The sequence below is a fragment of the Amycolatopsis orientalis DSM 43388 genome, from assembly GCF_000411975.1.
Lineage (GTDB): Bacteria > Actinomycetota > Actinomycetes > Mycobacteriales > Pseudonocardiaceae > Amycolatopsis > Amycolatopsis orientalis_D.
Genome location: NZ_ASXG01000046.1, coordinates 105,995 through 130,457 on the forward strand (window position 1 = coordinate 105,995; position 24,463 = coordinate 130,457).

The following is a 24,463-nucleotide window of genomic DNA, read 5'->3' on the forward strand; positions in this document are numbered from 1 at the left end:
ACAAGATGACCGCGCATCCCGTCTTGGTCACCGGTGCGGCGTCGGGAATCGGCGCCGCCCTCGCCGCCCGGCTGGTCCGCGACGGCCGCCCCGTCATCGGACTCGACCGCGCGGATGCCGTGCCCGCCGGCGTCGAACCGCTCCGCTGCGACCTCGCCGACCCCGGCTCGATCGACGCGGCGATCCAAGCGTTGCCGCCACGCCTCGGCGGCATCGCCCACGTCGCCGGAGTCCCCGGCACCGCACCAGCCGCGACCGTCCTCGCCGTCAACTGGCTCGCGCCCCGAAAACTCACCGCCGCGCTCGCTCCTTCCTTGCGGGACAGCGCGATCGTCAGCATCGCCTCCCTCGCCGGCCATCACCCGGACTACACCGACCAGATCGACGAACTCGCCGAACTCGACGACGACGCGCTCCAGAGCTGGGCCGTACAGGAAGGCCTGACCGGGCCCAGCGCGTATGACCTGTCGAAGAAACTGCTGATCCGGTACGGGAAGGTGCTCGCCGCCCGACTGCTGCCGCAGGGCGTGCGCAGCAACACGATCAGCCCCGGCCCCGTGGAAACCCCGATCCTCAGCGATTTCCAGGCGTCGATGAACGGGTCCGTGGAACGCTCGGAGAACCTCGTCGGCAGGCACGCCCGCGACGAGGAGATCGCCGCGCCCGCCGCTTTCCTCCTGTCGCCGGACGCTTCCTGGATCAACGGCGTGGACCTGATCGCCGACGGCGGGCTCATCGCCGCGCGGACCGCCCCGGCGCGGTCTCAGACCTGAGTTGCGACGGCGGGTCGGCCTTGGGGCAGACTCATCGTGGTCGCTCGACTCGATCGCGGTTACGCCAGCGTGCGGCGATCCTTCATGGCTGAGTTGCCCCGAGTTCACGTGCTTCTGCGAGCGTCGCCCGCATGTCGCCTGAACCTGAGGTCCGCGCCGCGGCGAATACCGACGTCACCCGCCGCCGCCTGCTTCTGGGTGCGGGGTTGGCCGCGGCTGCGAGTGTCGCCGGGACAACCGCCTCCGCTGCTCCGGCGCCGATGAGTGGTCCAGGTGACAGGCTCCCGGGATCTCTGTCGGCGACCGACCCGATCAGCGTCCCGGCCGTCGCAGGCCTGCACCTTCAATTCGGCGCTGACGCGGCGCGCGAAATGGTGGTCTCCTGGCACACGCTGCAACCGGTCCGGAATGCTCGGGTGCTCCTGGGCGGGCCCGAAGGAGACTTCCACAAGTCCGTCGATGCGACGACGCGGAGCTACGTAGACGCCAAGTCGGGTCAGACGGTCTACGCCCATCACGCACACCTGACCGGGTTGCGGGCGCGGACCGGTTACCTGTACGGCGCGGTCCACGACGGGGCCACCCCTGAGTTCGGGACGTTCACCACCGGCCCGAAGGGCCGCTCCCGGGTCACGTTCACCAGCTTCGGCGACCAGGGCACTCCGACGATGCGCAAGGTCGACCGCGTCATCCAGAACCCGTTCGGCCTTCAGGGTGCGACGAAGACGGTGTGGACGAACGACAACAGCGGCTCGCCCGCCGCCGGCGACACGACGGCCGGTGTCGAACGCGTGCAGCCGATGTTCCACCTGTTCAACGGCGATCTGTGCTACGCCAACGTGGCTGATGACCGCGTGCTGACCTGGTGGGACTTCTGGGACAACAACTCGCGCAGCGCCCGCAACCGTCCGTGGATGCCCTCGGCCGGCAACCATGAGAACGAACTCGGCAACGGACCGATCGGCTACGCGGCTTACCAAACCTATTTCGAACTGCCGGCCCCGCCCGGGCAAAGCCCGGATTGGCGCGGTCTCTGGTACAGCTTCACCGTCGGCGCGGTGCGCGTGCTCTCGATCGCGAACGACGACGTGTGCTACCAGGACGGCGGCAACACCTACATTCGCGGGTACTCCAAGGGCGAACAAAAGGCGTGGCTGGACAAGGAACTGGCCGCGGCGCGGGCAAACCGGGACATCGACTGGATCGTCGTGTGCATGCACCAGTGCGTGATCAGCACCGCGAAGAAATTCAACGGCGCGGATCTGGGCATCCGGCAGGAATTTGTCCCGCTGTTCGACAAATACGGCGTCGATCTCGTGGTCTGCGGACACGAACACCACTACGAGCGTTCGCATCCGATCCGCGGCCAGGTGCGGAACCAGACCCTCACACCGATCACCGCGGACACCAACACCACGGTGATCGACACGACCAAGGGCACCGTGCACATGGTTCTGGGAGGCGGTGGCACGTCGCTGCCGTCCAACACGGTGTTCTACGACCCGCCGCAGTGCAACGTGATCGTCGGCCTCACTCCGCCGGACGCGGCAGGAAAACGGTCGATGATCTATGTCAACGACAGCGACGCGAAATGGTCCGCCGTCCGCGATGTCGCGCACGCGTACGGCTTCGGCGCGTTCGAGGTAGACCCGGGCGGTGCCGACGGCTACACCACGATGACCGTGACCTACTACAACGTCACCGCACCGGGCGGCCTCCAAAAGTTCGAAACGTTCCAGTTGCGTCGCCCGCGCCGCGGCCCCCTCTCCGGGGACTGACCCCGCTCGATCGCCTCGGCGGGACCAGCGGAGCCACCGCCAGGTGTTCAACGGCGGATCAGCGGGCTCCGCACGACGTTGGCGCCGCTGGCGCGGTCGGCGGCGTCGAAGAAGTCCTCCCGGTAGATGTAGCGAGGGAACAGGCGAGCCTTCATCAGCGCTTTCATGGTGTCCTCGACCATCGCCGGGCTGCCGCAGACGTACGCGACATGCCCGGACGCGCGGGGGAAGTCCGCCGCCATCAGCGCGGGTACTCGGCCGCGTCGGCCGCCGCAGTCCTCCTGCGAGACCGCGGGCCGGTAGTCGAACCAGTCGCGGGTCTCGGCCAGTTCCTCGTACCAGGCGCGGTCGTAGAGACCCTCCACCGTCGACGTGCCGTGGTAGAGGACGACCGGGCGTTCCCAGCCCTGCTGTTCCTCGAGGTCCAGGATGGTCCGCACGATCGCGGCGAGCGGGGCCAGGCCGGTGCCGGTGCCGAGGAGAAGCACCGGTTCCTCGCGGGCCGGGTTGAAGCAGAACCGGCCGTACGGTCCGGCCACCGCGATCCGGTCGCCGACGGCCAGGCCGGCGAAGATCCAGCCGGCGGTGGCGGCGCCGCCGTCCGTCCGCTTGACCTGGAGTTCGATCCGGTCTGCCTGGGACGGCGGGCTGGCGATCGAGTACGGCCGGGTGCCGCCGCCGGGCAGGGTCAGCTGGACGTACTGGCCCGCGTTGAACGCCATCGGCGTGTCCAGCGCGATGACCAGGCGGCGAACGCCGGGCGCGACGTCCTCCAGCACCTCGAGGGTGCCGGCGTAGTCGCGGACCGGGTGGATCTCGATCCCGTCCTCGACGTCGACCTCGCCTTCGATCACCAGGTCGCTGCGCGGCGTGGCGACGCAGATCAGCGCGGCGCCTTCGTCGCGTTCGCTCTCCAGGAGCGCGTACGGCGACGCGTCGCCCAGGTCTGCCTCGCCGTCCAGGATTTCCGCCTTGCAGGTGCCGCAGGTGCCGTGCGTGCAGGCGTGCGGCAGCCAGATTCCCTCGCGCAGGCAGGCGTCGAGGATGGTCTGGTCCGCTCGGCAGCTGATCTCGCTGCCGAGCGGTTCGACCGTCACGGTGTAGCTCTCGGTCATCGCACGCCTCACTCGGTCTGGAACTTCAGCAGTGCTTTGTGGCCGATCCCGAGTTCGGTCAGCGGCGCGTCCGGACGATCGGCCAGCGGTGCGTCGAACAGCTGCCAGCCGGTCACGGTCGCGGGGTCGAACTCGGGGTCGGTGGCCGCCCACGGGTGCACGACGCCGGTCAGGAACTCCCGGAACGGCATGGCTTTCGGCACCCGGAAGCACGCGGCGGAGCAGAACAGCGGGTTGCCGATCCAGTGGACGTAGACGAGCTGGTCGTCGCCGAAGACCTCGGCCCGGTCCGCGGAAGGGAAGTCGTAGTCGTACAGCGCTTTGACAGCCACGGTTTCACGCTCCGGTCTGGTCGGTCGGGTGGTCCGAATGCCACTTCAGCCAGTGCTGGTGGTCGAGCGAACCCTGGTACTCGCCGTTGTCGCCCTCCTGGATCCCGTACCACTCGAGGACTTCCGGCACGCTCGGCCCGCCGCAGTTGCCCTGGTAGATCTGGTGCACGGGCAGCCACGCCTGCACGAACTTCTCCGGCTCCCGCTCGAAGATCCACTGGCAGCCGTCGCTGCAGGTGTGGAACGTTTCGTCGCGGAAAGTCGAGCGGCGGAAGGAAATCCGGGCCGGGTCGCCGGGTTCGGTGAACGCCATCGGGATCTGGCAGACCTGGCACAGCTGCGGGAGGCCCTGGAAGAAAACGCGGCCGCCCCCGGCTTCGATCCGGGCGTGCTTCTCCCACGTCGGGCGGTAGTACTGGTCGAAAGTGTCCGGATACTGCTCGGAAAGCCACGCCAGGTGCTTCTCGTCCGGCGTTTGCGTGGTGAAGGACGCGGCGAAGGAGAAATTGTGCAGGATCCGGTAGACCTCGTGCGAGAGCTTGCCCTTTTCCGCGATCGCGTCCCGCACGTGCCGCGGCGGTTTGATGCCGTAGTACTCCAGGTCCGGGAACAGGCCGCCGAGCATCTGCTCCTCGAAGTACAGCTCGAACGCCTCCCGCCAGCTCATCACCGGTTTCGGCAGCATGTAGTCCATCATCCCGGCGACCAGCGCGGACATCCGGTACGCGCGCCAGAACCACTTGTCGATCCAGTCCTGGATGATCGGGACGTTGTCCTCGTCCTGTTCCAGGAGGAACTTGATCGCCTCCAGGCCGAGGGTCATGTGCCGGCTCTCGTCGGACTGCGCGGAAAAGCCGAACGACATCGTCGGCATGTCGCCGTTGAAGCTCGCGCCGCTCATGAACGGCACGAACAGCAGGTTCGTGAGCAGATATTCGAAGCTGAACGAGATCGAGATCAGGAATTCGAACGGGCCGGCCGTCATCGCGTCGTCGAACAGCGACTTCGGGACCGAGAGGTACCAGACCCGGTCGTGCATCTTCGACCAGGAATGGAAGCCGCCGTAGTACTTGTTGTAGTTGCTGATCGTGTGGATCTGCGTCTGGCAATGCCGCAGTTCGTCCACGCTCTGGCACAGCGCCGCGAAGCGCGGAGCGGGGCCTTCGAGATAGCGCGCCAGATAGGCGAAATGACGGTGCGCGGCGTATTCGAGCGGGGTCACGCCCTGGATGAACAGCTTGATCGAATTCAGGTACGACGCGTCCGAGAGGCTGAGGTGGCCCTGGCTTTGCGCGAAGGAATCGAGGACCGCGTACAGCCGCTTGTCCTTCTCCGCCTGGTACTTGTAGTACGCGTCGACGGTGAGCCGGAAGGGGTCTTCCCAGCCGTCCCAATCGTGGATCTTGATGCCCTCGTAGCTGGTGTAGGGGTAAAGGTCGGCCTTGTCGACGTAGGACGGCTCCCAGTCCAGGTCGCGGGTGAGCAGCGAGTAGCGCTCCTTGAGCGGCAGCTTGCGCGGCTTCTTGGCGACGGGCTGGTCCTGCTGAACGGACATGTCAGTGCTCCCACTTCACGAGGATTCGGTCGTCGTCCCATTCGGAGAAATTGCCGGCGTAGGACACGATGGCGAGCTGGAACTCTCCGGTTTCCCATTCGCGGCCGAGCTTCTCCTCGACCGTTTCCCGGTTGATCACGATCTCGCCGGGGGCGGACAGTTTCACCAGGCCGGGCAGATGGCGCAGGGTGAGCTCAGGGTTGTCCTGCTTGATCGCGTCGATCAAGGCCCGGTTCTCCTCCGATTCCTGGAGGTCGATGCCGACCGGCCGGGCGCTCACGCCGCCTGCCCTTCGAGCTCGCGCACGATCGCTTCGATCGGTGCGACGGCCTCCGCGGCGCGCGCTCCCCAGGTCTGCCCGATGCGCTCGAGGACTTCCTGGTTGGCGGTGCCGTGGTCGGGGTCGCGGGTCCACGCGGCGCGCAGCGCGTCGAGCCATTTCCGCTGGTCGGCGTACCAGGTGGTGAAGTGCTGCGCGACCAGGCTGTAGGCGCCCGCGCCGCCGAGCAGCGCGGCCTCGTCGAGGCCGGCGTAGAGAAGCGGGTAGACGAGCTTGTCCACGGCATCGACCGCGAGCAACGCTTCCGCCCAGTCGCCGAGCGCCATGACCTCTTCGACCAGCCGGCGCAGGGGCTGGAGGTGTGCGGCTTCGAGCCAGGCGTTCTTCGCGGTGCGCAGGATGTCCGCGGTGCCGCTGCCCTGCGCGAGACCGAGTCGGGAAAGCATTTGCGCGTTGCCGATCCGGTCGAACGCGGCATAGGTGCAGCACTGCTCGATCGAAGTGCCGTAGGCGAACCGCGCGCCGGCGACGCTGACGAGCTGCGCGCCGGACTCGAAGTGGCGCAGTGGCACGACGACCTCGGCGACGAGATGGTGCCATTGCCGAGGCAGCCGGCTGAGCAGATCGCGCTTCTCGAGGTACCCGATCGTCTTGCCGAACTCTTCGTGCGCGTTCGCCCGGTTCGTCACGTACGGGGTGTAGTAGTACTGCCGCGGGTCGAGGAAGTCGTACGGATCGGTGAGCCGCAGGGCGGTGTAGCGCGGGTCGTAGAGCTCGCGGTCCCGGGCCCAGGTCGGCCGGTAGTGGAAGTTCTCGCGGGGCTCGACGTCGAGCGTTCCCTCGAGGTAGCGGCTGGCTGGCTGGTCGCCGAGCCGGTCCGCGACGTTCTGGTAGGTCTGCCGCCGGGGTTCGATCACCTGGTAGCGCAGTTCGTACTGCATGGGATGGCCTTTCAGGAGTGTGCGATGAGGCTGAGCAGCAGCGCCTGGACCTCGTCCTCGCCGGCGAGACGCCGGCTGGCGCCGGTGGGCCTGCCGCCGATGATCAGTTCTGCTGTGGCGGTGCGGCCGGAGACGACCGTCTGCACCCGGGCCGTGCGGTCGGCCCGGCCCACGGTGAAGGCGAGCGCGCCGGGGCCGGTCTCGTCGACCAGCGTCAGCGGCTCGCGGCTGGGCCCGAGCACCGCGTTCGCCTCGCTGACGAGCTGCTCGGCGAGCGACCGCACGAGCACCTGGGTGTCGGCGGCGGCGGCCACCTTCTCCGGACGGGCCGGTTCGGTCGCCGGTTCCGGCGTCGCCTCGCCGTCCAGCAGTCCTTGAACCGAGAGCATGAAGGGAGTCATCGTCGGCGGAACCTCCTCGGGCCGATGCGGCGGCTGTGCTGCGCGTCACCGTAGGCAGGGCGTTGACCTGCGGCGATCCGTTTCGCGAAGGCTCTGGCCGGATTGCGCAACGGCCCGCGCGGGCGGCCGCGGGGTTGCTTTCCGGTGTTACCGTGAATGCGCCACACAAGGAGGTGCGGTGGCTACGGCAGATCTCGATGCGTTGTCCGGTGCGGTGGCCGCGGCCTATTTTCCGCACCGGTTGCGCGTTCGCGCGTTGCCGGCTCGGAAACCGGTCCTGCGGTCGGTGGACCTGGGCCCGGTCCGCCTCGCCCGGATCGGCTGGGGCGCCGATTCGGCGGTGGAGTCGGATCATCCGAGTGCATGGGCGATCAACGTGCCGCTGGGCGGCGTCCTCGAGGCGCGGGTCCGGGGCCGGGAGGTGTGTTCCCTGCCGGGACAGGCGACGGTCTGCCCGCCGGACATGACCACCACGATGTCTCGCTGGTCAGCCGATTGCACGATCATCGGCATGCGGATCGACCGGGACTACCTCAAGCGAGAACTGCCGCTGCTCGCCGAGCGGTCCCCGCGCCAGATGCCCGGGCAGCTCGACCTCCGCTCCGGGCCCGGCCAAGCCTGGTTCCAGCTGGTCTCCTCGGTCGGCTCGCTCCTGGTCGCGAACGAGCGCCTGGCCGGCGACCCGCACGTCGCGCGGAATCTCGGCGCTAGCCTGACCGCGGCGCTGGCGGCAGCCTGCTTCCCCGCGGAAGACGACCCCGGCCGGCTGCGGCCGCGGATCGTCACCCGCGTCATGGAAGCGATGGAAGCCGACCCGACGCGCGAATGGACCGCGGCTCAACTGGCCGAGGCGGCGGGCGTCGGGATCCGGCGGCTGCAGCAGGGTTTCCGCGAGTACGCGGGCACGACCCCGATCCAGGCGCTGCAGGACATCCGGCTGGAACGCGTCCACCGGGACCTCGTGCACTCCGAAAGCCCGACGGTCGCGGAAGCCGCCTATCGATGGGGATTCCGCCACCTCGGCCGGTTCGCCGCCGCCTACCGGGAAAAGTACGGAGTCACGCCGTCGGACACCTTGCGCGGCTAGTCCCGCGATCGCGTTCGGCGAGAGCTGATCCCGCGCGCGGACAGGCGTTTCCTGAGGCCAAACTTCGGCCAGCCACACCGTCGACCGCGATTCGCCCGTCCGCAATGCGGTGATGCCGCTATCGCGAGCGCTCAACCCGACGGCTTCTCGGCGAGGTCCGTCAGGGTGTGCAGCAGCACGTGCGCGAGGTTGTAGATCACCGCCCCCGGCGGGGAGCGCCGAGCTTGTTCCCGGGTGCCCACGATGCTCGTCATCGGCTTGCCCGCGGACTCCGCCGCTGCCGAGACCGCGGCGATCGCTTGCCCGACCGCGGGTTCCGCGGCGCCGCCGGGCAGGCCGAGCGCCACGGCCAGGTCGGCTGGCCCCACCAGAACCGAATCGATCCCCGGGAGCGCGAGGATTTCCGGGGCGGCCGCGCAGGCTTCCGGGGTCTCCAGCATGGGCACGACGACGGTCGTTTCCGCCGCCTTTTCCAGGTGCTCGGCGCCGCTGCGGGCACCGAACCGGCCGGCCCGGCTGTAGGTCGCGAACCCCCGCTTGCCGAGCGGTGGATAGTGTGCGGCCTCGACCGCGGCGCGGGCCTGTTCCACGGTGTCGACGTGCGGCACGATCACCCCGTCCGCGCCGAGATCGAGCACCCGCAGCACCAGCGCGGGTTCGTTCGCTCCCACCCGGACCAGGACGCCGAGCCCGTGCGCTTGGGCCGCGACGACGTGCTGCTGCAGCGGCACCAGGTCCGCGGGCCCGTGCTCGCAGTCGAGCACGACGAAGTCGAGCCCGGCCACTCCGGCCATCTCGACCAGTGTCTCGGCCGGCAGCCGCAGCAGCCCGCCGAGGAGCCGTTCCCCGGACCGCAGTCGTTGTTTCAGCGTGCTCACCGCGCCACCATCCCGGCCGACAGGTCGATGTCGGCCGCGCACAGGCCCGGCATCGCCAGCATCGCGAGCACCGCGGCGGCCACTTCCTCCTCGGTGACCATCCGGCCCAGCGCGGCACGGCTCGTGAACGCTCGCTCCGCCTCGTCGTAGCTGACGCCGGTGCGTTCTGCCTCCAGCCGGAAATTGCGTTCCATCCGCGGACCTTCGACCGGCCCGGGCGACAACGAGTTCACCGCCACGCCCTGCGGTCCGACCTCGCCGGCGAGCGTGGCCGTCAGGCCGAGCACGGCCATTTTGGACGCGCAGTACGGAGTGCGGCGCAGCAGCGGACGTTTCCCGCTCACCGAGGCGATGTTGACGACATCGCCCGTGCCCCGTGCCGCCATCGCGGGCAGAAACGCCCGGCAGACCAGGTAAACCCCGCGCACGTTCACGCCGAAGACCTCGTCCCATTCCTCCGGCTCGACGTCGACGAGCGGCTTGACCGGACCGGCGACCCCGGCGTTGTTCACCAGCACCGAGATCTCCTCGTCGGCGAGTTCGGCGGCGAGCGCGGCCACTGAGTCCGGATCCGCCACATCGCACACCGCTGCCCGGCCCGGCCCGGGCAGCGCCGCCACCGTTTCCTCGAGGTTTTCCTTCCGCCGCCCGGCGACCACCACGCGCGCACCGGCGTCCGACAGCGCGCCGGCGATCGCCCGGCCCAACCCGTTTCCGCCGCCGGTGACCAGCGCGGTGCGCCCGGCGAGCCGGCCCGTCACGCCGGGTTCCACGAAAGCTCTCCCCGCCGGAATTCGACGGCGCGCACGTCGCCGGAGCGGGCGTGCCCTTCGAAAAGCTCCACGCGCGCCGCGCGTCCGCAAACCTCGCCCAGCAACACGCTCGACTCGCTGCTCGTGACCTCCTGATAGGTCACGGTCTTCAAGTACTTCCCCACCCAAAGCCCGCCGGTGTACCGCGCCGCGCCGCGCGTGGGCAGCACGTGGTTGGTGCCGATCACCTTGTCGCCGTAGGACACACAGGTGCCCGGGCCTAGGAAAAGCGCGCCGTAGTCCCGCATCTTCTCCAACGCCTGACGCGGTTGCTCGGTCAGCACCTGGACGTGTTCGAACGCGTAGCTGTCCGCCAGCGCGAACGCTTCCTCGAGGTCGTCCACGACGTGGATCTCCCCGTGGTCGCGCCAAGCCGGGCCGGCGAAATCGCGAGTCGGCATCCCGGGCAGCAGCGCCTCGACGTGCTCCAGCACCTCGCGAGCGACGTCCTCGGAAGTGGTGATCAGCACTGCCGGGGAATCCGGCCCGTGTTCGGCCTGGGACAACAGGTCCACCGCGACGACGAACGGATCGGCCGTGCGGTCGGCGACGATCAGCACCTCGGTCGGACCGGCGAACAGGTCGATCCCCACCTCGCCGAACAACTGGCGCTTGGCCTCCGCGACATAGGCGTTGCCCGGGCCGGCGATGAGGTCGACGCGCCCGACGGTCTCGGTCCCGACCGCCATCGCGGCCACCGCCTGCACCCCGCCCAGGAGATAGATCTCGTCCGCTCCGGCCAGATGCATCGCGGCGACGGTCGCGTCCGGCACTTCCCCGCGGATCGGCGGCGTGCAGGCGGCGACCCGCGGCACTCCGGCCACCTTCGCGGTCACGATCGTCATGTGCGCCGAAGCGGTCAGCGGGTACCGGCCGCCGGGCACGTAGGCGCCGGCGGCGGCGACCGGAACGTGCTTCTGTCCCAAGTGGACACCGGGAAGAGTCTCGATCTCGAACTCCAGCAACGATTCCCGCTGCCGTCGCGCGAAGGTGCGCACCTGGTCCTGGACGAACCGGATGTCGTCGAGCACCTGTCCGGGAACGCGGGAGACGATCTTTTCGATCTCGTCGGCCGAGAGCCGGAACGACTCCGGCGACCACGCGTCGAACTTCGCCGAGCACTCCCGGACCGCGGCGTCCCCGCGTTCGCGAATGTCGGCGACGAGCGCGCGGACCCGGTCGCCGACGTCGGTGCGCTCGGCCGCGACCTGCTCGGCCGGGACAGCGGATTTCAAGGTCTTGGGCATTCAGGACTCCTTCGAGAGCAGGGAAAGACCGCACAGCCAGTCGCCCAGCACCGCCGCCGCGGCACCGGGAGCCTCGAACGTCAGCAAGTGCCCGGCTTCCGGGAGCACCCGCAGCGACGCGTTTCGCGCTCGCGAGGCGATCGAGCGGTGGAATCCGGGCGGGCACAAGCGATCCCGCTCCCCGGAAACCACGAGCATCGGACAGGACAGGCCCGCGACGGCGGCGTACGCGTCGCGCCGGGTCGCCTGCGCGGCGAGCTGGGCGCGGAACGCGGCGGGGCCGACGCGCCGCGCCATGGCGAGAAAACGCCGGTGCAGCGCCGGATCCGGGCCGGCGAACATGGTCGGCAGGATCTCGTCGGCGACCACCGAATCGAACTCGCCGGCGCGCGTGCGGCGGTCGAATCCGGCCCAGGCAGCGAGCTGTTCAGCGGTCGGCGCGGCGGCGTTGGTCGAGACGGCGCAGAATCCGAGGAGCCGCTCCGGCGCCCGGCGGGCGACCTCGAACCCGGCGATCGCGCCGAGGCTGAGCCCGGCGAACACGAACGGCCCCTCGACCGCGGCCAGGATCTGCTCGGCCATCCCGCCGATGTCCGGCGCGGTGATCTCGGCGTCGACCACCGGCCCCGGCAGCCGCGGCCGCACGTCCGCCCACGCCTCGGCGTCGCACAGCATTCCCGGGACCAGCACCACGGGCGGCCCGGTCACCGGCCGGCCGCGCGGGGCAGCAGATGCCACGGCGCGAGGTAGCCGTTGTGGTCCCGGCCCACGCCGGCGTCGGCCGCCGCCTTGACGACCTCGTCGTCCCAGTCGAGCCGGACCCGGCCGTCGCCGCCGTTGACCACCAGCAGCGTCGCCCGCTCGCCGGAGACGTTGCGGATGCTGCGCCACGCACCGCGCGGCACGGAAACCATGTCCCACGGGCCGAGGCGCACGCTCACCTCGTCGTGCCGGTTGAGCGTGACCTCCCATTCGCCGTCCTTCACCAGCAGCACCTGCGTCTCGTCGTGCCGGTGCAGGGGAACGCCCTCGCCCGGCTCCGCGCGCAGCCACGCGATGTTGTGCCCGTGCGGGTGGTAGACCCGCGGCTCCTGGTCGCGGTCCTCGGTCATGCCGAAGCCGATCACCGGGGCCAATTCCACGCGCCCGCCGGAGACCGCGGTGCCCAGCAGAGCGCGGCTCGACCACTGCAGGTCGTCGCTCGTGGCGACCCGGCGACGCAGCTTCGCCGCGTCGTAGGACGGCAAAGCCGCGATGTCCGCCGGGGCCATCGGCTGGATCAGCTCCGCCGGGTCGGGCACCTCTTCCCCGGCAAGGGCGTCGACCAGCTGGTTGTCCGCGGTGAGGTAGAGGCCGTGGCCCGCGGCCTCGCGCAGCACCGACGGACCCCAGATGATGCCGCCGGTGTCGTCGTGGCCGAGCACGGTGAACAGCCAGCCGTCGTCCGGGCCGATATTGGTGAACCCGCGGAAGATCCACGTCGGGATCGACGCGATGTCGCCCTCGCGCAGCACCAGTTCGCCCTCGTCGCCGTCCGCGCCCCAGCGGAGCAGGAACTCGCCGCGGAAGCACAGGAACACTTCCGCGGTGAAGTGCAGGTGCAGGTTGTTGGTGATGCCGTGCGGCATCGCGGCGGCACCGATGTTGAACCCGTGCGGCTCCCGCAGGTTCACCACCTGGCCGGGGTTCTGGGTCACCCCCGGTCCGATCATCGAGTAGTTCTCCTTGCGGTCCGACCCCGGCGTCCGGCAGTCGATGAACGCCTGGTCGCAGGACACGAAATCCGCCCGCCGGATCGTCCGGCGGGCCAGCTCGCCGGCCGGCACCGGCCCTTCGTCGGCACTCATGGCACCCCTCCGAAACCTGGTTGTTTATACGTATGCATACGACCATCGCGACGGATTCCTGTCAAGACGCTCCAGCGTCCGGCTTTCCGGGGAGCCGGTCGAGGCCGATTCGGAATTTCGGCTAGGATTCGTATGCACTGGCCGTTGCGCGGAAGAGGAGCCGATGCCGATCACGAGTCACGACGTGGCCCGGCTCGCCGGGGTGTCGCAGCCGACCGTCTCCCGGGCGCTGCGCGGGGACCACCGGGTTTCCGAGGCCACCCGGGTCCGGGTGCGCGAGGCCGCCGACGCGCTGGGCTACGTGCCGAGCGAAGCGGGCCGGAGCCTGGCCACCCGGTCGACGCACTGCGTCGGAGTGGTCGTCACGGACCTGACCAACCCGTTCTACCCGCACCTGATCGGCCCGCTGCACGACACGCTCGAACAGCACGGCTACCGGATGATGCTCTTCGCCGAGCGCAGCGAGGCCGCGCTGGAGACCGAGCGGCTGCTCGACCGGTCGATCGACGGGGTCGTGCTCACCACCGCGGTGATCGGCTCGGCGCTGCCCGGCGAGCTCGCCCGCCGCGGGCTCCCGTTCGTCTTCCTCAACCGGGAAACCGGCGGCGGCGACGCGGACGCGGCGGTCGTCGACAACGAGGCGGGCGGGCGGCTGGTCGCCGAAGAACTGCTGCGGCTGGGCCATTCCGACCTCGCCCTGATCGGCGGTCCGGGCGACACGACCACCGGACGCGACCGGGAGTTCGGCTTCCGGATCGCCCTTTCCGAGGCGGGCGTCGGCCTGCCGCGCCACCGGGTCCGCCAGGGCCCGTTCGACTACGGCACCGGGTACGACGGGCTGCTCGACCTGATGTCCGAGGGCCCGCGCCCCACCGCGGTCTTCTGCGGCAACGACGTCATCGCGATCGGCGCGATCAACGCGGCGCGCCGGCTGGGCCTGGACATCCCCGGCGACCTGACCGTGATCGGGTTCGACGACCTGCCGATGGCCGCCTGGGAGACGTTCGACCTGACGACGGTCCGCCACGACCTGGACGGCATGGCCAAGGCCGCGGCGGACCTGCTGGTCGAACGCCTCGCCGGCGCCACCGAACCCCCGCGGCGCAAGGTGTTCGCGCCGTCTCTGGTGCCCCGGGGAACGCACGCGCCGCGCTGACCTCCGCCGCCGGCGCACCGGCGGCGGAGGCCCGGTGGCTCACCGCGCGTATTTGTCCGCGGAGAGGTCGCTGCGGTAGGTCTCCTTCATGAACACCGTGATCACCACCAGCGCCAGCACCGCCGCGGCCGCGAGGTACGCCCAGACCGCGTAGATCGTGCCGAACTGTTCCACGAGCAGGGTCGCGACGAACGGCGTGATGCCCATGAAGATCGAGAACGAGCAGTTGTAGGCGATCGAGCTCGCGCTGAACCGGGTGCGGGTCGCGAACATCTCCGCCGCGCACACGGTGACGATGCCGGTCAGGAAGAACTCCGGGACCAGGTAGATCAGCTGGCTCGCCACCGCGGCCCCGAAGGTGCCGGCCTGGCCGACGCGGAACGCCAGCGGCACCAGCACGATGCAGCACACCGCCCCGGTGACGAGCATCGGCTTGCGCCCGATGCGGTCCGACAGCGCGCCGGCCAGCGGCAGCAGCGGGATCAGCACCGCGACCGAGACGGCGTTCGACAGCCAGGCGGCGGACTTCGACAGGTGCAGCGTTTCGGACAGGTATTCCGGATAGAACGTGACCCAGGCGTAGGACAGGATCGCGAGCATGATCGACGCGCCGCAGAACACCAGGATCGGCCGCCATTGGGAACGCAGCGCCTCGCGCAACGGCGCCTCGACCACGTTCGTCCCGTGCTCGGTGGCGGCGACGAATTCCGGCGTCTCGTCGAGCCGGCTGCGCAGCCACACCCCGATCGCGCACAACGGCAGCACCGCCAGGAACGGGATCCGCCAGGCCCAGCTGTGCAGCGCCGCGTCGCTGAACAAGGCACTCATCAGCGCGGCCGTGCCGGCTCCGGCGAGAATGCCGAAAAAGCAGCTGTTCGACGCGAACGACGTGTAGAACCCGCGCCGGCGCGGCTCGGCCCATTCGACCACGAACGCGACCGCGCCGACGTACTCGCCGCCCGCGACCATGCCCTGCAGCACGCGCAGCACCAGCAGGATCAGCGGAGCCGCCAGCCCGATCTGCCCGTAGGTGGGCAGCACGCCGATCGCCGCCGTGGACACGCCCATGAACAGCACCGTCCACAGCAGCACCTTCTTGCGCCCCAGCCGATCGCCCCACCGGCCGAGCACGGTCCCGCCGAACGGGCGGACCAGGCAGGCGATCGCGATCACCGCGTACGCGCTCAGCACGCTGGCGGTGTGATCGCTCGCCGGGAAGAACGAGCCCGCGAGCACCGGGGCCAGATAGCCGTAGAGCCCGTAGTCGAACTGTTCGACGAAGTTGCCGATACTGCCGGCGAGGATGACCCGGCGGATCTCCTTTCGACGTCCGGTCGCCTCAGCGGACGCGGCTGCGGTCGGCGTGACGGTGGACATGACACCTCCAGTGGCGTCTCACAACGGCTCGGCCGTCTGCATACGTATGGATGGCAACTTAAGTGGCCTCGGTCACCGGGTCAAGGCCGCCGCGATCACCAATTTTCCCGAGGTAGCGCCCGCAAGATCAGCCTGGCAGCGGATCCGGGCACCGCCCTTGCCGCCAGCAATGCATACGGATACAGTGCTCCCCGCCAGTCCCGCCGAGAAAGGAACCGCCATGCCGCTCGATCCGGTCGCCTACCAGCCGTACGAGGACCCGGACGACTTCATCCGCGAGGTCACCGACCGGATCTGGGTGCAGCGCGACATCTCCTACATCGTCGACAACTACGAACCCGACTCGATTGTGCACGGCGGCCTCGGCACCGTGACCGGGCGGGACGGCGTCATCGAGGGCAGCCTGATGCGGATCGCGCAGGTGCCGCAGCACGTGGGCCAGGCCGAGGACGTCGTGTGGGAAGCCCGCGGCGACGACGCCTTCCTCAGCTCGCACCTCGTCTTCTCCAGCGACACCCACGTTGTGGACGGCCGCCCGGTGCCGATCCGGAAACGCACCATCGCGAACTGCTTGTACCGGCGCGGGCGGATGGTCGAGGAATGGGTCGTCCGGGACGACCTCGCCGACTGCCTGCAGCTCGGGCTCGATCCGGCCGAAGTGGCGCGCGGGCTGCGCTTCCGCGGCTACGAAGGCTCGATGACGAAACCCGCGCCCGCCGACGTCCTCGCCGCGGGCGACAGCGGTCCGCGCGCGGACGAATACCGGCCCGAATGCGAAATGGTGCTGGAATTCGTCGACGAGGTCTGGAACGCGCGGCGGCTGCACAAGGTCGGCGAATACATGCACCGGGACCTGTTCCTGCACACCGTCGGCGACCGGACGGTGCTCCGGCCGGACGGGTACCAAAAGGACCTGCTCGCCCAGATCGCACCGTTCCCGGACGCCCGGTTCGAGATCCGCGACGTCCAGGCCAACCACGCCGCGCGCTACGCCGGGCTGCGCGTCGCGGTGCTCTGGGTGATGCGCGGCAGTTACCGCGGGGTCGCCGATTTCGGGCCGCTGACCGGCAAACCGGTCGAACTGCTCGGCGTGTCGCAATTCCTCGTGCAGAACGGGCGAATCGTGCGCGAGGTCCGGGTGTTCGACCAGATCTCGCTCCGGGCGCAGATCAACAGCCACGAGAGCTCCTTCGCCGACACCAACATCTACTGACCCCGCCGGCGGCGCCCGCTTAGGATCGGCCGATGGAGCAGGAGTCCCGGGACGGCGACCGGGTGACCTTGAACCAGCTGCGGGCGTTCGTCGCGGCGGAAAGCCGGGGCTCGTTCACCCAGGGCGCCGTCCAGCTGGAGATTTCCCAGGCCTCGATGTCGGAATTGATCCGTCGGCTCGAGGAAGAGCTCGACGCGGTCCTCTTCCACCGCGGCGCGCGCCGGCTGACGCTCACCGCGGCCGGCGAGGAGCTGCTGCCGTTCGCGCGCCGCGCGGTCCACGCGACCGACGAAGGCGTCCGGGCGGTGCGGTCGCTCGGCTCGCTGGGCGGCGGAACCGCCACTTTCGGGGTCCTCCGCAACGCGGACTACTACCTGCTCGGCAATCTCGCGCAGACCTTCCACCGCCGGTATCCGTCGGTCAAGGTCCGGCTGGTCGGGCAGAACTCCGCGGAGACCGCGGACGCCATCCGGGCCGGCGACATCGAGGCCGGGCTCATCGTGCTCCCGGTCGACGACGAGGGCCTGGACATCACCCCGCTGATGCGGGACGAGGTCCGCTACGTGAGCGCCGACCCGGCCGCGGCCGCGAAACCGGTCAGCATCCAGCAGTTCGCGGCCGCGCGGCTGGTCCTCTACGACGCCCGCTACGGCTGGCGGGATCCCACCCGCCGGCAGCTCGCCGACCGGGCGCAGCTCGCCGGCGTGCGGATCGAACCGATCTTCGAGATCGAGCACGTGGAAGCCGCGCTGAAGCTGGTCGCGGACGGGGCCGGCGACACGATCGCCAGCACCGCCGTGGTCCGCAGCGCGGCTTTTCCGCCGGGACTGCACACCGCGCCGTTCGAAGAGCCGCTCTTCGACACGATCGCGATCGCGCGCAAGCGCGGCCGGCCGTTGTCGCGCGCCACGCGGGAATTGGCCCGGCTGGCCGAAGACGCGGTCAGCGACGCCCGCGGCCCGGCCGCGCGCCCCAAACGTCCGCGCGGCTAGCACTGTCCGGTTTGGACGGATCGGCGCGCGGAGGCATCGGACAGCCCAATGGCTCGGTCAGGATCGCACCCTCTGGTCCGTTGGCTGAATCGCGCTTACCGTCTCGTGCCATGCAGATCACTCCCTCCGAAGCCGCCCAGCTCGGCCCGTTGACCTGGCTCAAGAAGCCCGCCGTGGACGGCCCGCCTGCCCAGCGCGACCCGCGCGTCGTCGAACGCGTCAGCGAAATGCTGCGCGACATCGAGCGCCGCGGCCTGACCGCGGTCCGCCAGTATTCCGAGGACCTCGACGGCTGGACCGGCTCGCTCGAGCTCGACCGGGACGAGCTGCGCCGCTCCGGCGACCAGTTGCCCGCCGACCTGCGCGCGGCCCTCGAACTCGGCTACGAGCGCACCAGCCGGTTCGCCGCCGCCCAGCGCGAACACCTGGCCGATTTCGAGATCGAACTGGCCGACTCGGTCGTCTGCGGGCAGCGCTACGTGCCGGTCCGCCGGGTCGGCGCGTACCTGCCCGCCGGCCGGTTTCCGTTGCTGGCCAGCGCGTTCATGACGGTCGGCGTCGCGAAGGCCGCGGGCGTGCCGTCCGTTCTCGCGTGCACTCCCCCGTCCGGCGAACACGGCGCGCACCCGGCGGTGCTTTACGGCGCCTACCTTTCCGGCGCGGACCGGGTTTTCGCCCTCGGCGGCGTGCAGGCGCTCGGCGCGATGGCGTTCGGACTGCTGGACGAGGCACCGGTGGACATGCTCGTCGGCGCGGGCAACGCCTACGTCACCGAGGCGAAGCGGCAGCTGTTCGGCCAGGTCGGCATCGACCTGCTCGCCGGACCGTCCGAAGTGGCCGTGATCGCCGACGAGACCGCCGACCCCGACTGGGTCGCCGCCGACCTGCTCGGGCAGGCCGAACACGGCCCCAACTCGCCGGCCGCGCTGGTCACCACGTCCGAGGAGTTCGGCCGCCAGGTCGTCGCCGCGATCGACCGCCGCCTGGCGACGCTGGCCACCCGCGAGGTGGCCGGTCCGGCGTGGCGCGACTTCGGCTCGGTCGTCGTGGCCCGCGACGCCGCCCAGGCCGCCGCGGTCAGCGACGTCTGGGGGCCCGAGCACCTCGAAATCCAGACCGCGGACGACGACTACTACCTGAAGACGCTCAGCAACTACGGCTCGCTGTTCCTGGGCCGGTGGAGCACCGTCGCCTACTCCGACAAGGGGATCGCGGGCACCAACCACGTCCTGCCGACCGGCAAGACCTCCCGCTACAACGCCGGCCTGTCGGTGTCGCGATTCCTCAAGCCGCTCACCTACCAGCGGGCCGCCAAGGAAGGCACCGCGGCGCTGGCGCCCGCCGTGGAACGGATTTCCGCCTTCGAGGGCCTGGCCGCGCACGAGGCCACCGCCACCCTCCGCATCGAGCACATCGGCCGCCACTCCGGCGCGTTCGCCGGCACTCCCGCCGTCGACCGGAACTGAGCACGTTTTCCCGGCCCACCCCGCCCCCTCCCGGGCGCCGAAACAAGACAGAGGCTGATGGACATGTCCGCACCCGCCAACGGAAACCAAGCCGCCGCACCGGAAAGACTGCGCCGAGAGCTCAAAGTCACGGACGCGGCCGCGTTCTCCGTGGGACTCATCGGCCCGGTCGGCGCCATGGCGCTGCTCGGGGTGGGGGCGGCCGGCCTGCTCGGCGAAGGCGCCACCTGGGCCTTCGTGTTCGCCATCCTCGGCGTCTCGCTGGTCGGCTATGGATTCGTCAAGCTCTCGCAGCACATCTCCCACACCGGGTCCGTCTACGCACTGGTCGGCCGCACGCTCGGCCCGCGCGCCGGATTCGTCGCCGGCGCGGCGCTGTTCACCGCGTACGCGACCATCGGCACCGGCTCGACCATCGAGATCGCGTTGTTCTTCAACAAAGTCCTCGGCCAGCTGGGCCTCGCCGGGGCCGGCGCGACCGAATGGATCTGGACCGCCTTGGTCGCGCTCGTGCTGGTGGTCGCGCTGTCGCTGAGCGAAATCCGCGTCATCACCCGGATCCTGCTGATCTGCGAGCTGGCCGGGGCGGCGCTGGTCGGCTTGCTCAGCATCGTGATCATCGTGCGGGTCGCGGCGGGCCACGGCCCGCACGGGCAGACCTTCAGCTGGAATTTCCTGCACCTGCCCGCCGGCACCGGAGTGGGCACGATCGCCGGGGCCGCGGTGTTCGGGTTCCTCGCGTTCGCCGGGTTCGAAGGCGCCGCGTCGCTCGGCGAGGAGACGATGAACCCGAAGCGGGAGATCCCCCGGGCGCTGAAGATCACCATCGTGGTGGTCGGCGCGTTCTTCCTGCTCGCCATCGTCGGGCAGGCCCTCGGCTACGGCACCGGGCCGGCCGGGGTGAAAGCCTTCGCCGCGGCCGAAGATCCGTACGGCGACCTGGCCGCGCAGTACCTCGGCAGCGCGATGGGCGTCCTGCTCAACCTGGTCGCCAGCGTGAGCCTGTTCGCGATCACTCTCGGCACGGTCAACGGCGCGGCGCGGGTCGGCTACGCGCTGGTTCGCGACGCCGGAGTGCCCGGTCCGGTCGTGCGGCTGACCAAACGCGGAGCACCGGTCGGCACGATCGTCGTGACGAGCCTGCTGATCCTCTGCTTCGCCGTCGGGCAACGACTGGCCGGGACCGGCGTCCTGGACGCCACCTTCTACTGGCTCACCATCGGAACCATCTCCCTGCTGGTCGCCTACGCCATGGCCACCGCCGGCGCGTTCCGGTTCCTTTTCCTCGGCGGCCGGCCGAAAGCACCCCGCTGGCAAGCGGTCGTCCCAGTGCTCGCCCTCGCCTTCATCGCGTACACGATCTTCAAGAACGTGGTGGGCGTGTCCGGCCCGTACCGGTTCTTCCCGTACATCATTCTCGCGGTTCTCCTCGTCGCCACCGTCGTCGTGGCCGCGGTTCCCGGTCTCGCCGACCGGGTCCGCACCCGGATCGCCGACCAGGGAGACAGCGAATGACCCGGATCGGCTGCGTCCAGCTCGCTCCGCGGGTCGGCGAGCTGGACGCGAACCACCGCCAGATCGTCCGCACGATCGCCGAAACGAAGGCCGATCTTCTCGTCCTGCCGGAACTGGCCACGAGCGGGTATGTGTTCGAGTCGGCCGCCGAAGCCGCGGAATGCGCGATTCGCCCCGACGACCCGAAGATCGGCGAGTGGGCCGCGGCGATCGACGGCGACTCGGTGGTGGTCTGCGGGTATGCCGAACGCGGCCCCGGGGGCGTGCTGTACAACAGCGCGGTTCTGCTCGACGCCACTGGCGTCGTGGCGAATTATCGCAAAACCCACCTGTGGGACCGGGAAAAGCTGTTCTTCACCCCGGGAAGCCAGCCGCCGCCGGTCGTCGCCACCCGCTTCGGCCGGATCGCGGTGATGATCTGCTACGACCTGGAATTCCCCGAGTACACCCGGCGGGCCGCCCTCGACGGCGCCGACCTGATCGCCGTCCCGACCAACTGGCCCGCCGTCGAGCGGCCCGAGGGGGAACGGCCGCCGGAAGTCGTCATCGCCCAGGCCGCCGCCCGCGTCAACCGGATCGCCATCGCCTGCTGCGACCGCTCCGGAACCGAACGCGGCCAACGGTGGACGGAGGGAACGACGATCGTCGGGCACGACGGCTGGGTCGCGGCCGTCGCGGGACCGGACGGCCGCGCGGAGTGGGACACCGACCTCGCTTCCGCCCGGGACAAGAACATCAGCACCCGGAACCACCTTTTCGGCGATCGCAGAACCGAGCTGTACGGGCCGTCGCGCTGAATGCGTGGCCGCCCGGCTACGCTCGCCGGCCGGCGGCGAGCAGGGCGCGGGCCGCGCGGTAGGTGTCGTCGCCGAAACCCGAGGGCTGGCCGAAGACCCGGACTTTGCCTGCCGTCCGCGGCCAGCCCGGATCGCCTGTCGTGATCAGGTTGACCGCCGCCCCGTGCACCTCGTCGGCGAGGTCGCGGGGCGGGTGCGGGCCGGCGACCGCGGCGACCCCCTCGGCGTCCAGGCAGTCGAAATAGAACGGGACATCGAGGCAGTGCACCGCTTGGCCGAACACCGGTGACGGCCAGGCGAAGCGGTACAGCCAGGTCGGAGCGTCGCCCCGGGCGTCGGCGACGTCGGCGACCGCCACGCCGAACAGCTGGTCGGTGACGTACCGGCCGAGCAGGTCCGCGGTGTCCAGCTCCGGATGAGCCGCGACGAACCCGGCGGCGTCCGGGACACCGGCCGCGGACAGCAGATCCGCGGCCGGGACCGCCGCCAGCCGGTCGCGGGCTCGGGCGAACCCGAACGCGAACTCGTGTCCGTCGCGCCGAGCACCAGCGGTTTGTCCGCGCCGCACCCGTCGCACAAGGAGTCCACAGTGGACGATTTGATCAGGTCGCCGTCGATGACCGGGCCGAGGGGCAGCCCGTCCGCCAGGCCGTTGACCGCGGCCACCGGGTCGGCGGGCGGCTCGCCCACCGGGGCCAGTTCGCGTTGTGCGGCAAGTACTCGCGCCTCGTCTGCTGTGGACAGACCGGCGCGAGTGGGCGGTACGCCAAGCCGCCCGGCCAGAGCCCGGCCGAACTTCTCCGCCTGCTCGGCCGTGATGTGCGCGACCGGCCCGGACAGGCAGTGCGCCGCGGTGAACAGTTCCTGCGCCGCGGGAAGCCCGAGCAGGGTGAGCACCGCGGCGCCCCCGGCCGACTGGCCCGCGATGGTGACCCGGCCGGGATCGCCGCCGAACGCGGAGATGTTGTCGCGCACCCATTCCAGGGCGCACAACCAGTCGAGCACGCCGCGATTCGCCGGCGCGCCGTCGATCCAGCCGAAACCGTCGAACCCCAGCCGGTAGGAGACGGTCACGGTGACCACGCCGTCGCGATTGAACGCTGCCCCGTCGTACCACGGACTCGCCGGCGATCCGGCGACAAAGCCGCCGCCGTGGATCCAGACCAGCACGGGAAGCCCGGCGGTGTCGGGCGAAGGCGTGCACACGTTGACGTTGAGCGTGGCCTCGCCGGGGACAGACGGTTCCGGGATCAGCGTCACCTCCGCCAGCTGACGGCGCTGCGGCGTCGCGCCGGGCCGGGTGGCGTCCCGCACGCCGTCCCAGCCGCGGTGCGGCACCGGAGCGCCGAACCGCCGTTCGCCCACCGGCGGCTCGGCGAACGGGACACCCAGGAACGCATACGACCCATCTGCGCGACGCACGCCGCGCAAGCGGCCCTGCGGGGTAACGATCTCGGTCATGACACTCCTCATCGGACAGTGCGGATCGGCGCGATGGCAAGGCTGGCCAGCAGCACCGCCGCGGCGGCGAAGACGAACAGGGCGGGATACCCGCCCAGCGCGGTGATCAGCAGGCCGGCGACCGCGGGACTCGCCGCCTGCGGGATGTTCGTGGCGATGTTGAGGATTCCGAGGTCCTTGCCCGCCGCGGCGCCCCCGCCCGGAAGCACCTCGGTCATCAAAGCGGTGTCGCAGGCCATGTACGCGCCGTACCCGAGGCCCTGGATCGCGCCGGACACCACCATTCCGGTCACCGTGGGGGCGATCAGCGGCACCAGCAGCCCGGCCGCGAGCGCCGCCGACGCCAGGTACACGAAGATCTTGCGCCGCCCCAGCCGGTCGGACAGCCAGCCGCTCAGCGGGATCGACACCAGCGTGGTCGCCAGGCTCGCGAGGCTGAGCAGCCCGATGGTCTTGTTCGCCGTCGCCAGCGGCAGGCGGATGTAGTCGGTGAGGATGTAGAGCTGGAAGCCGTAGACCACGAAATAGCCGAGAATGAACAGGAACCGGCCGGCGAACGCCCACGCGAAGTCGGGGTACCGCCGGGGATTCACCCAGAAGCCGGCGAGAAACTGCCGCCAGGAGAACGGTTCCCGGGCCGCGCCCCGCGTCGGCGCGTCCGGGTTGAGCAGGACGAAGGCACCGGTCGCCACCAGCACCACCACCGCGAAGACCGCGTAGCCGACGCCCACGTGCCCGGCGACCTGCCCGGCCATCAGCACGCCGCCGCTGACGCCCACCATGGTGCCGACGCCGACCATCGCGCTGGCCATGCCTCGCCGTTCGCGCGGGAACCGGTCGGCGACCACGGCCGACAACGGGCCCTGCAGCACGTTCAGCGCCACCTGGACGACCACCCAGAAGACCGCGATCCAGAGCAGGCTGTGCAGGCCGCCGAGCCCGAGCAGGAACCCCGCGCCGACGGCCGCGCCGCCGAGCATCCACGGCGCGCGGCGGCCGAGCCTGCTGCGAGTGCGGTCGCTCAGCGCGCCGGCGATCGGCTGCGCGAAGAGGGTGAAGACGAACGAAACCGTGGTGACCAGGGAAAGGTTCGCGACCTTGTGCGCCGGGTCCAGAGCGGCCACTTGGTTGGGCAGCAGCACCCCGATCAGCCCGGAGTAGGTGGCGAACAGGACCAGTGTGTTGACCGCGAGCGACGGCAGCAGCCGCGCCGGCGCGGTCCCGCGGGAGGAAAGGGCCGGGCCGGCGTGCGGCCCGGCTGTTCTGGCGGGGACGGGTGATTCGGGCATGGCTCTCCTCGCGTCCGGAGGCCGGTGCCGCTCGACATGAAAATCGAGTGACACTCGAAATTTGTAGTGAGTGCCAGTATGCGCGCGGACGCACCGGACGGCAAGACCCTGGCGCGACGGGCTTTCCGGCGAAAAAGGCGGGCCCGGCCGA

Annotated in this window: 23 protein-coding genes; 9 read left to right on the plus strand and 14 right to left on the minus strand. The window is 70.3% G+C overall.

Annotated features, from left to right (window positions below; all coding sequences use genetic code 11):
- The first annotated feature begins 5 nt into the window (after positions 1 to 5).
- Both L942_RS08895 and L942_RS08900 read left to right on the plus strand, forming a co-directional pair.
- Entirely contained in the window at positions 6 to 773 is a 768-nt protein-coding gene (locus L942_RS08895; RefSeq protein WP_037357480.1) for an SDR family oxidoreductase, read from the plus strand.
- 131 nt (positions 774 to 904) lie between these two features.
- The gene (locus L942_RS08900) at positions 905 to 2,551 is read left to right on the plus strand and encodes a purple acid phosphatase family protein (protein ID WP_037357334.1); all 1,647 of its coding nucleotides are present in this window, start codon (positions 905 to 907) and stop codon (positions 2,549 to 2,551) included.
- A 47-nt stretch (positions 2,552 to 2,598) separates the two neighbouring features.
- On the opposite strand, the gene L942_RS08905 is transcribed toward L942_RS08900, so the two are convergent.
- From L942_RS08905 to L942_RS08930, 6 genes are read right to left on the minus strand one after another with little or no spacing between them, the layout of a single operon-like run.
- The gene (locus L942_RS08905; RefSeq protein WP_037357336.1) at positions 2,599 to 3,666 is read right to left on the minus strand and encodes a 2Fe-2S iron-sulfur cluster-binding protein; all 1,068 of its coding nucleotides are present in this window, start codon (positions 3,664 to 3,666) and stop codon (positions 2,599 to 2,601) included.
- A gap of 8 nt (positions 3,667 to 3,674) precedes the next feature.
- Positions 3,675 to 3,998: a phenol hydroxylase subunit P4 gene (locus L942_RS08910; protein WP_037357338.1), complete on the minus strand. Its 324-nt coding sequence runs from the start codon at positions 3,996 to 3,998 to the stop codon at positions 3,675 to 3,677.
- Between the two features lie 4 nt (positions 3,999 to 4,002).
- A complete protein-coding gene (locus L942_RS08915; RefSeq protein ID WP_051165821.1) occupies positions 4,003 to 5,553 on the minus strand; it encodes a YHS domain-containing protein in 1,551 nt (516 codons plus the stop codon).
- Between the two features lies 1 nt (position 5,554).
- On the minus strand, positions 5,555 to 5,833 hold the full coding sequence (locus tag L942_RS08920) for an MmoB/DmpM family protein (protein ID WP_037357340.1): 279 nt from the start codon (positions 5,831 to 5,833) through the stop codon (positions 5,555 to 5,557).
- Complete coding sequence (locus L942_RS08925; RefSeq protein ID WP_037357342.1) at positions 5,830 to 6,774, minus strand: phenol 2-monooxygenase; 945 nt, start codon at positions 6,772 to 6,774, stop codon at positions 5,830 to 5,832. Before L942_RS08925 ends, L942_RS08920 begins: the two co-directional genes overlap by 4 nt.
- A gap of 11 nt (positions 6,775 to 6,785) precedes the next feature.
- Positions 6,786 to 7,175: a hypothetical protein gene (locus tag L942_RS08930; protein ID WP_037357351.1), complete on the minus strand. Its 390-nt coding sequence runs from the start codon at positions 7,173 to 7,175 to the stop codon at positions 6,786 to 6,788.
- Positions 7,176 to 7,353: 178 nt separating this feature from the next.
- Here L942_RS08930 and L942_RS08935 point away from each other — a divergent pair, with 178 nt between their 5' ends.
- On the plus strand, positions 7,354 to 8,262 hold the full coding sequence (locus L942_RS08935; RefSeq protein ID WP_037357353.1) for an AraC family transcriptional regulator: 909 nt from the start codon (positions 7,354 to 7,356) through the stop codon (positions 8,260 to 8,262).
- Positions 8,263 to 8,393: 131 nt separating this feature from the next.
- Here the strand turns inward: L942_RS08935 and L942_RS08940 are convergent, their stop codons facing one another.
- Genes L942_RS08940 through L942_RS08960 form a run of 5 tightly spaced genes read right to left on the minus strand, consistent with a single transcriptional unit; the run spans position 8,394 to position 13,046 of the window.
- Positions 8,394 to 9,140, minus strand: a complete 747-nt coding sequence (locus L942_RS08940) for an HpcH/HpaI aldolase family protein (RefSeq protein WP_037357355.1) — start codon at positions 9,138 to 9,140, stop codon at positions 8,394 to 8,396.
- Positions 9,137 to 9,901, minus strand: coding sequence for an SDR family NAD(P)-dependent oxidoreductase (locus L942_RS08945; protein ID WP_235078978.1), 765 nt, complete (start codon positions 9,899 to 9,901; stop codon positions 9,137 to 9,139). Before L942_RS08945 ends, L942_RS08940 begins: the two co-directional genes overlap by 4 nt.
- Entirely contained in the window at positions 9,898 to 11,199 is a 1,302-nt protein-coding gene (hisD, locus tag L942_RS08950; protein ID WP_037357359.1) for a histidinol dehydrogenase, read from the minus strand. Before hisD (L942_RS08950) ends, L942_RS08945 begins: the two co-directional genes overlap by 4 nt.
- On the minus strand, positions 11,200 to 11,937 hold the full coding sequence (locus tag L942_RS08955; protein ID WP_235078980.1) for an alpha/beta fold hydrolase: 738 nt from the start codon (positions 11,935 to 11,937) through the stop codon (positions 11,200 to 11,202).
- On the minus strand, positions 11,904 to 13,046 hold the full coding sequence (locus L942_RS08960; RefSeq protein ID WP_037357363.1) for a cupin domain-containing protein: 1,143 nt from the start codon (positions 13,044 to 13,046) through the stop codon (positions 11,904 to 11,906). Before L942_RS08960 ends, L942_RS08955 begins: the two co-directional genes overlap by 34 nt.
- Before the next feature lie 163 nt (positions 13,047 to 13,209).
- Between L942_RS08960 and L942_RS08965 the strand changes: the two genes are divergently transcribed.
- The gene (locus L942_RS08965) at positions 13,210 to 14,202 is read left to right on the plus strand and encodes a LacI family DNA-binding transcriptional regulator (protein WP_037357365.1); all 993 of its coding nucleotides are present in this window, start codon (positions 13,210 to 13,212) and stop codon (positions 14,200 to 14,202) included.
- A 39-nt stretch (positions 14,203 to 14,241) separates the two neighbouring features.
- On the opposite strand, the gene L942_RS08970 is transcribed toward L942_RS08965, so the two are convergent.
- Positions 14,242 to 15,579 (minus strand): MFS transporter, encoded by a 1,338-nt coding sequence (locus L942_RS08970; RefSeq protein ID WP_037357367.1) that lies wholly within the window; start codon positions 15,577 to 15,579, stop codon positions 14,242 to 14,244.
- A gap of 220 nt (positions 15,580 to 15,799) precedes the next feature.
- Here L942_RS08970 and L942_RS08975 point away from each other — a divergent pair, with 220 nt between their 5' ends.
- From L942_RS08975 to L942_RS08995, 5 genes are all read left to right on the plus strand, one after another.
- Positions 15,800 to 16,792 carry a nuclear transport factor 2 family protein gene (locus L942_RS08975; RefSeq protein WP_037357369.1) on the plus strand — a complete coding sequence of 331 codons (993 nt, stop codon included), beginning with the start codon at positions 15,800 to 15,802 and terminating at the stop codon, positions 16,790 to 16,792.
- 32 nt (positions 16,793 to 16,824) lie between these two features.
- On the plus strand, positions 16,825 to 17,784 hold the full coding sequence (locus L942_RS08980; protein WP_106964837.1) for a LysR family transcriptional regulator: 960 nt from the start codon (positions 16,825 to 16,827) through the stop codon (positions 17,782 to 17,784).
- A 110-nt stretch (positions 17,785 to 17,894) separates the two neighbouring features.
- Positions 17,895 to 19,250, plus strand: coding sequence for a histidinol dehydrogenase (gene hisD, locus L942_RS08985; RefSeq protein WP_037357371.1), 1,356 nt, complete (start codon positions 17,895 to 17,897; stop codon positions 19,248 to 19,250).
- A gap of 63 nt (positions 19,251 to 19,313) precedes the next feature.
- Positions 19,314 to 20,765 (plus strand): APC family permease, encoded by a 1,452-nt coding sequence (locus tag L942_RS08990; protein WP_063695738.1) that lies wholly within the window; start codon positions 19,314 to 19,316, stop codon positions 20,763 to 20,765.
- Complete coding sequence (locus L942_RS08995) at positions 20,762 to 21,562, plus strand: nitrilase-related carbon-nitrogen hydrolase (protein WP_037357373.1); 801 nt, start codon at positions 20,762 to 20,764, stop codon at positions 21,560 to 21,562. Before L942_RS08990 ends, L942_RS08995 begins: the two co-directional genes overlap by 4 nt.
- A gap of 144 nt (positions 21,563 to 21,706) precedes the next feature.
- Here L942_RS08995 and L942_RS09000 read toward each other — a convergent pair whose 3' ends face one another.
- Both L942_RS09000 and L942_RS09005 read right to left on the minus strand, forming a co-directional pair.
- On the minus strand, positions 21,707 to 23,023 hold the full coding sequence (locus tag L942_RS09000; RefSeq protein WP_200862750.1) for a carboxylesterase family protein: 1,317 nt from the start codon (positions 23,021 to 23,023) through the stop codon (positions 21,707 to 21,709).
- 8 nt (positions 23,024 to 23,031) lie between these two features.
- Positions 23,032 to 24,312 (minus strand): MFS transporter, encoded by a 1,281-nt coding sequence (locus tag L942_RS09005; RefSeq protein ID WP_051165824.1) that lies wholly within the window; start codon positions 24,310 to 24,312, stop codon positions 23,032 to 23,034.
- Between the last annotated feature and the right edge of the window lie 151 nt (positions 24,313 to 24,463).